The sequence below is a fragment of the Aquisphaera insulae genome (assembly GCF_011064615.1).
GTDB classification, from domain to species: Bacteria; Planctomycetota; Planctomycetia; order Isosphaerales; family Isosphaeraceae; genus Aquisphaera; species Aquisphaera insulae.
Window position 1 is genome coordinate 1 of the sequence record NZ_JAALJH010000151.1, and the last position, 11,425, is coordinate 11,425.

General features: G+C 64.5%; 13 protein-coding genes. 10 read left to right on the plus strand and 3 right to left on the minus strand.

Features of this window, described 5'->3' with window-relative positions:
* Positions 1–401: 401 nt before the first annotated feature.
* Positions 402–1,148 (minus strand): DOPA 4,5-dioxygenase family protein, encoded by a 747-nt coding sequence (locus G6O54_RS35400; RefSeq protein ID WP_165235212.1) that lies wholly within the window; start codon positions 1,146–1,148, stop codon positions 402–404.
* A gap of 285 nt (positions 1,149–1,433) precedes the next feature.
* Between G6O54_RS35400 and G6O54_RS35405 the strand changes: the two genes are divergently transcribed.
* From G6O54_RS35405 to G6O54_RS35420, 4 genes are read left to right on the plus strand one after another with little or no spacing between them, the layout of a single operon-like run.
* Positions 1,434–2,708, plus strand: a complete 1,275-nt coding sequence (locus G6O54_RS35405; RefSeq protein WP_165235215.1) for an OsmC family protein — start codon at positions 1,434–1,436, stop codon at positions 2,706–2,708.
* A 40-nt stretch (positions 2,709–2,748) separates the two neighbouring features.
* A complete protein-coding gene (locus G6O54_RS35410) occupies positions 2,749–3,483 on the plus strand; it encodes a methionine ABC transporter ATP-binding protein (protein WP_165235218.1) in 735 nt (244 codons plus the stop codon).
* Positions 3,480–4,142 (plus strand): methionine ABC transporter permease, encoded by a 663-nt coding sequence (locus G6O54_RS35415; protein ID WP_165235221.1) that lies wholly within the window; start codon positions 3,480–3,482, stop codon positions 4,140–4,142. The genes G6O54_RS35410 and G6O54_RS35415 overlap by 4 nt, the downstream gene beginning before the upstream one ends.
* Before the next feature lie 17 nt (positions 4,143–4,159).
* Positions 4,160–4,978 (plus strand): MetQ/NlpA family ABC transporter substrate-binding protein, encoded by an 819-nt coding sequence (locus G6O54_RS35420; protein WP_165235224.1) that lies wholly within the window; start codon positions 4,160–4,162, stop codon positions 4,976–4,978.
* Positions 4,979–5,454: 476 nt separating this feature from the next.
* Here the strand turns inward: G6O54_RS35420 and G6O54_RS35425 are convergent, their stop codons facing one another.
* Both G6O54_RS35425 and G6O54_RS35430 read right to left on the minus strand, forming a co-directional pair.
* Positions 5,455–5,931 carry an AP2/ERF family transcription factor gene (locus tag G6O54_RS35425; protein WP_205679151.1) on the minus strand — a complete coding sequence of 159 codons (477 nt, stop codon included), beginning with the start codon at positions 5,929–5,931 and terminating at the stop codon, positions 5,455–5,457.
* Positions 5,932–6,154: 223 nt separating this feature from the next.
* The gene (locus G6O54_RS35430) at positions 6,155–6,451 is read right to left on the minus strand and encodes a hypothetical protein (RefSeq protein WP_165235227.1); all 297 of its coding nucleotides are present in this window, start codon (positions 6,449–6,451) and stop codon (positions 6,155–6,157) included.
* Positions 6,452–6,752: 301 nt separating this feature from the next.
* On the opposite strand from G6O54_RS35430, the gene G6O54_RS35435 reads away from it, so the two are divergent.
* The 6 genes from G6O54_RS35435 to G6O54_RS35460 form a co-directional block, all read left to right on the plus strand.
* Positions 6,753–7,070, plus strand: coding sequence for a hypothetical protein (locus G6O54_RS35435; protein WP_165235230.1), 318 nt, complete (start codon positions 6,753–6,755; stop codon positions 7,068–7,070).
* Positions 7,067–7,444 carry a helix-turn-helix domain-containing protein gene (locus G6O54_RS35440; RefSeq protein WP_165235233.1) on the plus strand — a complete coding sequence of 126 codons (378 nt, stop codon included), beginning with the start codon at positions 7,067–7,069 and terminating at the stop codon, positions 7,442–7,444. Before G6O54_RS35435 ends, G6O54_RS35440 begins: the two co-directional genes overlap by 4 nt.
* Before the next feature lie 12 nt (positions 7,445–7,456).
* Positions 7,457–8,464 (plus strand): ImmA/IrrE family metallo-endopeptidase, encoded by a 1,008-nt coding sequence (locus G6O54_RS35445; RefSeq protein ID WP_250847236.1) that lies wholly within the window; start codon positions 7,457–7,459, stop codon positions 8,462–8,464.
* Entirely contained in the window at positions 8,461–9,096 is a 636-nt protein-coding gene (locus G6O54_RS35450; RefSeq protein ID WP_165235240.1) for a C1 family peptidase, read from the plus strand. The genes G6O54_RS35445 and G6O54_RS35450 overlap by 4 nt, the downstream gene beginning before the upstream one ends.
* Before the next feature lie 10 nt (positions 9,097–9,106).
* A complete protein-coding gene (locus G6O54_RS35455; protein ID WP_165235243.1) occupies positions 9,107–9,889 on the plus strand; it encodes a thymidylate synthase family protein in 783 nt (260 codons plus the stop codon).
* 71 nt (positions 9,890–9,960) lie between these two features.
* The coding region (locus G6O54_RS35460; RefSeq protein ID WP_205679152.1) for a nucleotide kinase domain-containing protein at positions 9,961–11,425 on the plus strand (1,465 nt) is incomplete at its 3' end.

An 11,425-nucleotide genomic window follows, 5' to 3' on the forward strand; every position in this document is an offset into this window, starting at 1 on the left:
CAGAGAGCACATGCAGGCGAGTCAGCCGAGGCGATGGCGAGCGGGGAGGGGGATCTGGGCTCGCCGTATGCGGCCACCCGGGCGAGGACGTCACGGAGTGCGATCGGGTGACCTTCGTTCTCATCGATGGGGTCGAGTGAACCGCAAGTCGGCTCGTCGGTCGCCCGGAGACTCGATCTAGGCCGTGTCCAGAATGGGGAGCCCGTTCACCGGATGTGCCATCGCGTTGTCGGTCTCGGTACGCACCGGCATCGAGCCGAAGTCCGGGATGTCCTCGCGATCGATCCGACGCCGGATTCGCCCGGCCCCGGCAGGTCCCGGCGGCCGGGAGGTTCGGCGACGCCGCCGGGACGACGGCCGCCATGAACACTCGCATGACGCCCCCGGGACCCTCCGGCCGCTCACACTTCCAGCTTCACCGTCGGCTTGATGTTCGGGAGGATCTTCTCGATGACCGGCGCGTCGGGAGTGCCCGCCCGCTTCATCCCGTAGGCATTCACGGGCTGCGAGCGATTCACCCAGAGCGTGTAGTAGAGGTGGTCCGCACGCGGGTCGTCGGTGTTGGGGTGGAGCAGGATGGTCAGGCCCAGGCTGTTGAGCTGCAGCCAGGGGACGATGATCGGCAGCAGGTCGTTGGTGAAGCCGAAGTAGAAGGACGGCGTGACGTGCGGGCCGCGCGGCTCCAGGTTCCAGTTGCCCAGCTCGACGGGGAAGCGCTCCGCCGACCACTTGCGGAGAAGGGCGGCCTTCTCGTAGCTGTCCTCATCGAAGTAGAAGTGGGCGTGATAACTCTTGATGTCGGTGTAAGGTCGCGGCTTCTCCGGCAGCCTGTCGGGATGGCCCGGCCAGAGGCTCTTCGGTCTCGGGGTCGGCTCCTTGGCCGTATCCAGCCCCCAGGGGCTGACGCCTTGATCCTTCGGGGGCACGATGGGTGTGAATCCGGAGTCGAGGCCATCGGACGCCTCGGCCCCGAGGCCGCCGAAGGCCAACCCGGCCGCGGCGACCCCGGCCCCGCGCAAGATGCCGCGACGCGTCGGGGCCAGCCAGTCGGCCCATCGCTGATCGATCTCGGTGTTTCGGACGACCCGTTCGACGGCGTCCTGGGCGACCCGTTCCGAGGACTCGGGGTCTCGGGGCGAATGGGACATGGCTTTCAGCTCCGGATGGATTCTGCGGTCATCCTCGATAGCAACGGTCGATCCGAACGGTTTCCGTTGGGTATAAACTACAGCTTCGATCGGACAAATCAAGCATTAGTCCGTAATCTCGATAGGAATTGTTGACATTAAACGCGGTGCCGGTAAGATCTTCAAGAGTGCCGCGGGCAAGACTTGAGGGGTTCGGCCTGGCCGAGATGCGAGGCGTTGCACGGTTGCTCTTCTCGTCGGGGACTCATCCCGGCGTGGAGCGGTCTCATCTCGAGGATATCCATCATGCAAGAGCCGACACGCCGGGCGGTCGCGTACATCCCGGCCGCCCTGGGATTGCTCTTGGCGATCTCCCCATCCGCCCAGGCGCAGGCGACCCATACCTCGCGGGACTGGGCTCAATCGCCCGATGGGTTCGACGCGAGCGATTCCTTGAGGGATTTCCAGGCACGCCTGCGATCCTCGCTCTTCCTCCTGAAAGACCGGCCCGAACAGAATCGGCCGTTGCCACTGTCGGCGCGTGTCACCGCGGAGGGCCGCACGGGCATCCGCCGCCTGAGTATCCGCGACTTCCAGATCCTCAGCGACGGCGGGCGCGAGACCGCCGAGTTCGAGCTGGGGGCGGGCTCGTGGCCGAGCCTCGTCGGCGTGCTGGGCAGCGCCGTGGCCGGCGACTTCCTGGCCCAGGCCGCGATCCGCGGGACACCCATCGACACCCTGGAGGTGGTCTTCACCGCGCGGCCGGGGGCCTCGCAAGCTCGGGGGACTCGCGTCGTTTACCCCCAGGCCCTGGAATACACCGTCTTCGTTGAATCCCCGGCCTCGGACGCGGAGCTGGAGGCGTTGCGCGCGACGGTGGAGCGGCTCTCCCCCGTGCTCAACCTGGTGAGCCATCCCCAGGACATCGAGCACGGTCGGTTGATCTACACACCGACCTCGCGCGAGGGGAAGACGCTCGGCGGCCTCCGCGAGTTCCTGGAGGACAAGTACGCCGCCGCCCAGGGGGTGAAGCCGCCGGACGTCCGCGGCGACTCCGCCAGGCCCCGCGACGACGCCAGGCCGCCGCTCCGCGCCCATGTCAAGATCGAGGGCGGGACGGGCATCCGGCACATCCGCACCGACGTCAGGAACTTCCAGGTCATCCACGACAATCCCCGTCACCTGGCGGGCCACAATCTGGGCCCGACCCCGGAGGAGCACATCCTCGGGACGATGATCACCTGCCTGACCCATATCTACGAGATCGAGGCCGCCAAGAAGCGCGTGGCGCTCGACGCGCTGGAGTTGGACGTCGAGGGGACGCTGACGACCCGCCTCGGGAACACGTCCGCCCCGCCCAGCCTCAAGGACGTCCGCTACACGGTCAAGATCGGCTCGCCCGAGCCCAGGGAGACGATCGAGGCGTTGCAGCGGTCCGTCGAGGCGGTCTGCCCGATCTACAACATGCTGAAGAACTCACAGGCGATCAAGGGTCGCGTCGTCCGGGGCCCCTACTCGGAGGAGAAGGAACGAGCGGTATACGGACGCGGAGACGCGGGCGAGGGGGAAGCGTCCAGGTAGGGACGCCGCCCTGCGTCCGCCCGCCACGTGTGAGAACGGCATGATACGGGTCGAATCCATCTCCAAGCGGTATCACACCCCGCACGGCACCATCGCGGCGTTGCGAGACGTCAGCTTTCAGGTGTCGGAGGGCGAGGTCCACGGGCTGATCGGCCTCTCCGGCGCGGGGAAGTCCACGGCCCTGCGGGCGATCAACCTCCTGGAGCGTCCCGACGACGGCCGGGTGCTGATCGACGGCGAGGACTTGCTCGCGAAGCGACCGCACGAGCTACGGCAGACCCGGCAGCGGATCGGGATGATCTTCCAGCATTTCAACCTGCTGGCCAACCGCACGGTGGCCGGCAACGTCGCGTTCCCGCTGGAGGTGGCCGGCTGGAGGCCCCCGGACATCCGCCCCCGTGTGGCCGAGATGCTGGAGCTGATGCAGATCGCCGAGAAGGCGAACGCGTACCCGGCGAACCTCTCGGGCGGGCAGAAGCAGCGCGTCGCCATCGCGCGGAGCATCGCCAACCACCCCAGGGTGCTGCTGGCCGACGAGCCGACCAGCGCCCTGGACCCGCTGATCAAGAACGACATCCTCGCCTGCCTCTCGGACCTCAATCGCCGGCTGGGCCTGACCATCATCATCGCCGCCCACGAGATGCGGGTGATCCGACGCCTTTGCCACCGGGTCTCCCTGTTCAAGGCGGGCGAGGTGGTGGAGGAGCTGGAGGTCGAGGACGGCACGATCCGGCCGCGGAGTGAGTTCGGGCGGCAGTTCGTGGAGGAGGATTGATGGAGGGCGTGATCAACCTCCTGCCGGAGCTGTGGCAGGCCGTGAAGGAAACGGGCATCATGCTGGGCATCGGCCTGACGCTCTCGGGCCTGCTGGGAGCCGCGCTGGGGACGACGCTCTTCCTCTGGCGGGATGAACGCCTGCTGAACAGGCCCACCCTCTACGCGATCGTCGGCGGACTGATCAACGTCGTCCGCTCGTTCCCCTTCGTGATCCTGATGATCGCGTCGGCGCCCCTGGCCCGGACGCTTGCCGGCACCACGATCGGCCCGATCGCCGCCTCCGTCCCGCTGGCCATCGCCGGGACCGCCTACTTCGCCCGGCTGGTGGAGCTGTCGCTCTCGGACGTCCCGGGGGGCGTCATCGAGGCTGCGCTGGCCTTCGGCGCGTCGACGACGGACATCGTCTTCAAGGTGCTGCTTCGGGAGGCCCGCTCCGGGCTCGTCCTGGGCTTCACCAGCCTGAGCGTCAGCTACCTGAGCTACTCCGCCGCCGCGGGCATCATCGGCGGCGGGGGCGTCGGCGACCTGGCCATCCGCTACGGCTACTATCGATTCCAGACGGATGTGATGTTCGTCACCGTGCTCGGGCTGGTCCTGTTCGTGCAGGCCGTCCAGACGCTCGGGAATTTCATCTCACGACGCATCGACATGCGTTAGCCCATCGGGAAAATGCCATGAAGCCTCGCTCCCTCTCGGCGGTCGGAACCTGGCTGATCCCGGTCGCCGCCTTTGTCGTGTTCTCGGGCTGCAACGCCGCGACCGACACGAAGTCGATCACCTTCGGGGCCACCGCCGGAGATTTCTCCGACATCGTCTCGCAGAGCCTGAAACCCCAACTGGAGGCGAAGGGCTACCGGGTGCAGTTGGTCCAGTTCTCCGATTACGTGCAGCCGAACATCGCGCTGGCGGAGAGGCGGCTGGACGCCAACATCTTCCAGCACAAGCCCTACCTCGACGAGTTCGTCGCGCAGAAGGGCCTGAAGCTGACCCCGGTCGCGCAGGTGCCGACCGCACCTCTTGGCCTCTACGCGGGGAAGAGGAAGACGCTCGCGGAGGCGACGGACGGCATCCGCGTCGCGGTCCCGAACGACCCGACCAACCTGGCGCGGGCGCTCCGCATCCTGGCCGACCTCGGTTGGATCGCCTTGCCGGAGGGTGCCGACCCGTTCCACATCTCCCCGAAGGACATCACGTCGAACCCGAAGCACGTCGAGATCGTCCAGCTCGAGGCCGCGCAGCTCCCCCGGTCGGCACAGGATGTCGATTACGCGATCATCAACGGGAACTATGTCGTCACCTCGGGCATGAAGCTGAGCGCCGCCCTCGCCCGCGAGAAGGGCAAGGAGCACGTGAACTGGGCGGTCGTCCGGACAGAGGATGTCGGCAAGCCGTTCGTCGCCGACATCGTCGCCGCCTTGAAGAGTCCGTCCTTCAAGGAATACGCCGACCGGAAGTTCGCGGGATACAATTTCCCGGAGAACTGGGGGGAATGAAGGCGTGAGGTGGGGAAGGTCGCCTCGTCGCAATCACATCCGCCTTGCCTCGTCCTCACCGACCCAGGGTTCGTTTCTCGAGCCATGGAACGGCCCCGCGGGCAGAACCAAGTCGAACGGGAAGCCCTCCCGCGCAGACGACGGGAAGCCGCGGAAGACCTCCATCGGCGTGCCCCCGGGATTGCCGGGGGCTGTCCATCGAGGGAGGGGCGAAATCGATCGGACTATCGCGGCAACCCGGCCCGGTTCGACCTGGGTCACGGTCCAGAAATGAGCGAAGCCCCGCAGCGGGGGCTTCGCGTCGCATCGCGTTCTGGAACGTGGAGACAGGGGCTCCCGGTGCCGAAAGAGTGGAGGCGGCGGGAATTGCAAGAGAATCCAGCAGGTTACAAGTTTCGACGCCGAAACGGTTTGCGAATTTCCGTGTACTCGCTGCCTGCACATTGCCTGCACGGTGGGTGGACATGCCGTCGAGCTCATGCGGCTGGTCGTCGTTTGGCCGAAACTATCGGATGAAGCGCGGGCCCAGATCCTTCGGCTGACCAGTCAATGACGTTGAGTCGAGCGTGCTCTCCAGCCAGCGGGAGAACGGCCTCGTTGTAGGCCTGGGCGGCGATCCGTTCGTCCTTGAACGCCCCGACGTAGTGGTCCTTACCGAGCCAGCTGAAGCGGACGACCCACCTTTGCTTCCGGGTGTTCCACGAGACCCCTTTGTACCTCGACACCGAGTTCTTCTTCTTCCCGCGGTTAATCTGGTTGAGGTGATCGTTCGAAGAGCGAAGATTGCCTCGCCGGTTATTGAGCCCGTCCTGATCGATATGGTCGACCATCGGATCGCCCTTCTTGGCACCGAAAATCACGCGATGCATGATCAGGCGGTGGCTTCTGTTGTAAGCGTAAAAGCGGCCAGTGGATCGGTCGAGCTTGGCGTACCAGCGGTAGGGCGCGACCAAGGGCAAGTCCTCGTCATCGATGTGGGCCACCTTGCCCTGTGTCAGCCGTATCTCCATACGGCCCAGAGGCTAGCGCGGATATCAGCAGGGCGCAAGCGATTTGTGCGAACCTCCTCCCCTCCTGACGCCTTACGTCAAACGGCAGATGCTGGGGTTGGCCCGAGGTGGCTGAGTCTAGGGATGGGAGTTGGAGGCAGGATGAATCCAACCTGCGTCGTGAGAATCAGCCCGCCGCACGGCCCGCCACCTGCCCCATCTCGATGATCCGCCCGTTCCTCCGGTCGGCGACCAAGCAGCCGGTTTCGGCCTGTAGGCGAGCGGCGAACGCCTCTCCCCTCTCAGCGTCCTCGCGGCCGTGCCACGGGGCGATGACATAGCCGTCGCACTCCTCGATCTTGAGGCCGGGGAAGCCGGCCAGGGCGCGAGCCACCGTCGCCGAGTCGAGCGGCTGGAAGGCAACCGCCTGCCGGTCGCAGATGGCCGCGGGATCGAGATGGCCGATGGTCAGGTCGTGGATCATCGCTGGCTCTCCTTCGGTCGCATAGCCCGCAGGATGTGTCGGGCACCCTCTCTGATCGGCAGCTCAGTGTCCGGGGCGTGCCTGACATTGCTGACAATAACCCCGACCGGTCGGCGAATCACTGCCTGCTCATTCAGGGCTCGTCCCAAACTGACTGTCCTGATTCAGGTTGCGCCGAAAAACCGCGCCAATTGTCTGAAAATCGGACAAAATCCGTCCATGCTGCTTGATTTTCAGACGGACGGCTCGTAGGATGATTGCAGGAGGGGGACGGTAAGGCCCTAAGGAGGCAGCACCTATGTTGGTTGAGGCTCCCGAAAAACCCGCGACCGCCGACGCGGTCTACCCGATTGCCGACGTCCAGAGCCGGCTCCGGGAAGGCATCCGGGAAGCCGCCGAGGAAGGCGAGGACCTGCGTGGCGAATGGGAGCCTCTGCTCGATTCGCTGAGGATGGTTTCGGTGCTGGTGTCGCTGGAAGATCTATTCGACTTCCCCCTCCCTCCGGAGAAGCTCGTTCGGCGCGGTGGTTACACGAGTGAAGACGACGCCTTCGAGCATATGTCCGGCCAGTTGCGTCGGCTGTGGGACGACAATTACCGATCTGGAGGGCGCTCATGAGCAAGGACCGGGGCAAAAAGCCGGACGTCAAGGATGACGATCGGAAGACCCTGGGCGAGCGGCTCCGCGAAGCTCGCGAATACCTGGGGTTTTCCCAGGAGGAGGTCGCCAAATACCTCGACGTATCGCGGTCCGCGCTTTCGAACATCGAATCGGGTCAGCGGAAGGTTGATGCGCTTGAGCTGAAAAAGCTCGCGACACTCTACAAGCGGCCCGTCAGCCATTTCACCGGCGACGAAGCTCATGACCCGACCTACGGTGAGGACATCGCCCATCTGGCGCGGAAGGCGTCCGAGCTGTCGGCCGACGACCGCGCCGAGCTTGGTCGATTTGCGGATTTCCTGCGGGCGAGGAAGCAGCAAAAGGAGGGCTAGGCCGTGGCCGATATGCGGACTGCCATCCTGAGGGCCGCCCAGGCGGCGGATCGGCTCCATAAGGAGTTCGAAACCAAGAGCTACACCGACGGCGATGAAGGCCGGATCGACGTCTTCGGCATGATGGCGAAGCGCGACCTGCCGGTCATGTTCCGCCCGTTGGATAAGCTCCTCGGCGCCTATCTGAACGAAGGCGCGCCCGGAGTCATCATCACCACGCAGAGGCAGCTCCCGGTCCAGCGATTCACGGCCGCGCACGAGCTGGGGCATGCGGTGATGGGACACACGCCCAGCCTCGACCCCGAAGACGTCCTGATGCGATCACCGTTTGGGGCCAAAATCGCCGGCGGTTACGACCTGCAGGATATTCAGGCCAACGCCTTCGCGTCCCAGTTGCTTCTCCCCAGATGGCTTCTTGCGAAGCATGTTCGCAGGCAGGGTTGGAAGCCGGAGAATCTGATCGAGCCGGACACGGTTTATCAGCTCTCGCTCCGCCTCGGTGCGAGCTATTCGGCGACGTGTCACTCGCTGCTCTCCGGGCGGAGCATCGACGGGTCGGCTTACGATGACCTGCTGGCGGTGAAGCCGAGGGATATCAAGCGACGGTTGCTGGCCCCCTATGAACCTGAAAACTACCGGGGCGACGTCTGGCTGATCACCGAGCGCGACGACGGATTGCTCCTCGAAGGGAGCCGGTCGGACCTCGTGGTGATCAACGTGCTGGAGCATAGCGGCTCGGGCTACCTGTGGCGGATCGAAGACCTCGCCGCGGTGGGGCTGGCCGTCGTGAAGGATGGGCGCACCGATCCCCATGAGAAAGACACGGTCGGGGGCATGGTCTTCCGCAAGGTGGTCGCCGAGTCCAGAACGGGGGCTATCGGACACGTCAACCTGAGCGAAATCCGGCCCTGGATGGAATCCGAACCGCTCCGCTCGCTCAACCTCGAATTGGACTTCACGGGACCGGTTCCCGCGGGGCTCCTACAGGCGCAACGGGAGGCCCTGCTGGGAGTCGCATGAGTTCCATTATCATCGTTCGCGATCTTCGCGGCCAGTTCGGACCGGCCCGCGAGCAGGGACTTCGTCCGACCTGTTTGGCGTTCGCGACGAGCGACTCGCACGCGTCGGTGCGGGACACGACGTGGGCCGACCTCTCGTGCGAGTACCTGTTCTACCACGCGATCCAGCGGCAAGGGGCGAGCCACGCGTCCGGGTCGAACATCCCTTCGATCCGCGACGCGCTGGATCAAGACGGCCAGCCGCTGGAGGCCGGGTGGCCCTATCTGCGGGCTGTCTCGACCCCCTGGAAGCCGCCAGCGAAAGTCGGGACCGTATTCCGCCGGGCTTCGAGGATGCTCAAGGGCAAATTCGGCCGGGCGTGGCAGAGGGTGAACGCCGGGACGCCTGTCCTGATCGGCATGTCCATCTCGAATGCCTTCTACAATCCGAAGGCCGGAGTGGTGGACTCGAAAGAGGCCGTCGACACCACCCGGCGGCATGCGGTCATCGCGGTCGCGACGGGCGAATCGGCCGGGGCGAGGTTCTTGATGGTCAGGAATAGCTGGGGAACCGGGTGGGGACTGGCCGGATACGCATGGATCGCCGAGCCGTACATGAAGGTTAGGATCATGGAGATGGTCACTATCAACTGAGGGAATCGACGTGCACATCGACCTTGAGTCGCAACCGAGCTGCGCCCGCGCGTGGGTCGCTGCTGCCTCCGCGATCGCGAGGTCCGGGGAGGGTTACAACGTCATCATCGGCGTCGACGACCCGCTCAAATTCGACGCCCAAGACAACCGGGTGGTCAAGTTGGTCGACGCGTTCCTCCGGGAGCACAAGCAGGCTCCCATTTCAACGGTCGTGAATACGATCTTCCCGTCGGCGATCTATCGCAGGTCCGGCGCGGATAATCTGGTCGCCGAATACCGCAAGGTCTATGACAGGCTGACGACCCAGAGATGGGGGCGCTATTTCGACCGGATGACTCGCCGCGTCGACAGCGACGGCACGGTATATGATCCTCTCGGAAAGATCATCGAGAAACTCAAGAAGCAGAACACCGCCCGCACGCCGTACAAGGCCGCATACGAGCTTCCGATCTACAACCCGGATTCCGACCGCAGGAAATACCGAGATGCGCCGTGCCTCAGCTTTCTGAGCTTTAAGCGCCATTCCGACCGGCGACTGAGCCTGACGGTGACGTACCGCAACCACACGTACATCACCCGCTGCCTCGGCAACCTGATCGGCCTCGGCCGTCTTCAGGCGTTCGTCGCAAAGCAGGCGGACCTGACGGTCGGCCCGCTGACTTGCATCTCGACGCATGCCGAGATCGACAAGGGTGACGACAAAGTCAGGGAGAACCGGTGGGGCATCGTCAAGGCGCGGGCCTTGATTCAGGAGGCCGCCGGCATCTTCGCCGAGCAGGCCGTGACAAACTGATCGGATCGTGAATCTCGCGGCGAGTGTCTACGGTTTTCGGAGGCGCGCTCGCTATTGCCAGGGGGCGGGGCATGGGCAAACGCAAAGGGGAGAAACCTGAATCGGCTGGTCTATTTTCGGCAAGCGAGCCGGTGCGCGCCGAGCCGGGGCGGCTCCCGGACATAGCTCCGCTCAAGCCGACGGCCGTTTACAACTCCTACTGGCGATTCGCGGCAGAAAGGCAACAGGTCTTCTTCCGGCGGCTGGAGCGATTGTCGCCGCCGTGGACCGACGATCCCGTCCTGCTCGCGCATAAATTCACCAACGCCTTCAGGGCGTCGGATAGGGTCAGCCAATACCTGATTCGGCGCGTGATCTATCGCGACGATCTGCCGGGTGACCCTGCGGAGACGGTATTCCGAATCCTGCTGTTCAAGCTGTTCAACCGAATCGAAACCTGGGAGATGCTGGAGAAAAGCGTCGGGCCACTGACCTACGCCGAGTATTCGTTCAAGCGGTATGACCGGGTTCTGAGCAGGGCGATGGACCGCGGCACTCGAATCTATTCGGCTGCGTACATCATGCCCTCGGCCGGGTCACTCGGCCACGACCGCAAGCACCGCAACCATCTGACGCTGATCGAGCAAATGTTGAAGGCCGAGCTGCCCGCCCGGCTGGCCGAGGCGGGATCGATGGCGCGGGCCTTCGAACTGATCCGGTCGTACCCTACGATTGGCGACTTCCTCGCTTACCAGTACGTCACTGACATCAACTACAGCACGGTCACCGACTTCACCGAGACGGAGTTCGTCGTGCCCGGCCCCGGCTCGATTGATGGAATTCGTAAGTGCTTCTCCAGCACGGAACGCATGAGCGAACCGGATGTGATCCGGTTCATGGCCGACCGGCAGGAGGTGGAGTTCGCGCGGCTGGGCCTCGAATTTCGTTCGCTCTGGGGCCGTCGCCTCCAGCTCATCGATTGCCAGAACCTGTTCTGTGAAGTCGACAAATATGCGCGCGTCATGCACCCGGAGATCGCCGGGGTAACGGGGCGCACCCGGATCAAGCAGAAGTTTCGAGCGAACCCGGAACCGATCGAGTACTGGTATCCCCCGAAGTGGGGGATAAACGAGGCGGTGGCGGCTCATCCAAAAGGTGGTTCGTCCGCTGCGACAACCACATCCTCAGCGAGGCCGGAGGCGGAGATGAACTTCACTGAGTACCAAGAACGGGCTAAGAAGACGGACCGCAACCCGGCGGAGGAGCCGACGGACCAAAAGGCTATGATGATTCCACTCCTCGGTCTGGCTGGTGAGGCCGGCGAGTTGCTGAGCGAGTACAAGAAATATCTGCGCGACGGCGATACGCACCTGCTATTTCGGGAGCGTTTCGTCGAAGAACTGGGCGACATGCTCTGGTATCTGACGAACGTCGCGACGAAGTTCGGGCTGAGCCTCCAAGAGATCGCAGAACGCAACCTTACCAAGTGCGAGCAGCGATTCGGTCAGCCTGATGGGGCGACTGTTTCGGACGCGGATTATCCGGAGGGGGAGAGGC

Bases quoted from the DNA above. Each gene is read 5' to 3' on its own strand.
- G6O54_RS35400 (WP_165235212.1), bottom strand. From the start codon at position 1,148: ATGTCCCATTCGCCCCGAGACCCCGAGTCCTCGGAACGGGTCGCCCAG.
- G6O54_RS35405 (WP_165235215.1), top strand. From the start codon at position 1,434: ATGCAAGAGCCGACACGCCGGGCGGTCGCGTACATCCCGGCCGCCCTG.
- G6O54_RS35410 (WP_165235218.1), top strand. From the start codon at position 2,749: ATGATACGGGTCGAATCCATCTCCAAGCGGTATCACACCCCGCACGGC.
- G6O54_RS35420 (WP_165235224.1), top strand. From the start codon at position 4,160: ATGAAGCCTCGCTCCCTCTCGGCGGTCGGAACCTGGCTGATCCCGGTC.
- G6O54_RS35430 (WP_165235227.1), bottom strand. From the start codon at position 6,451: ATGATCCACGACCTGACCATCGGCCATCTCGATCCCGCGGCCATCTGC.
- G6O54_RS35440 (WP_165235233.1), top strand. From the start codon at position 7,067: ATGAGCAAGGACCGGGGCAAAAAGCCGGACGTCAAGGATGACGATCGG.
- G6O54_RS35445 (WP_250847236.1), top strand. From the start codon at position 7,457: ATGCGGACTGCCATCCTGAGGGCCGCCCAGGCGGCGGATCGGCTCCAT.
- G6O54_RS35450 (WP_165235240.1), top strand. From the start codon at position 8,461: ATGAGTTCCATTATCATCGTTCGCGATCTTCGCGGCCAGTTCGGACCG.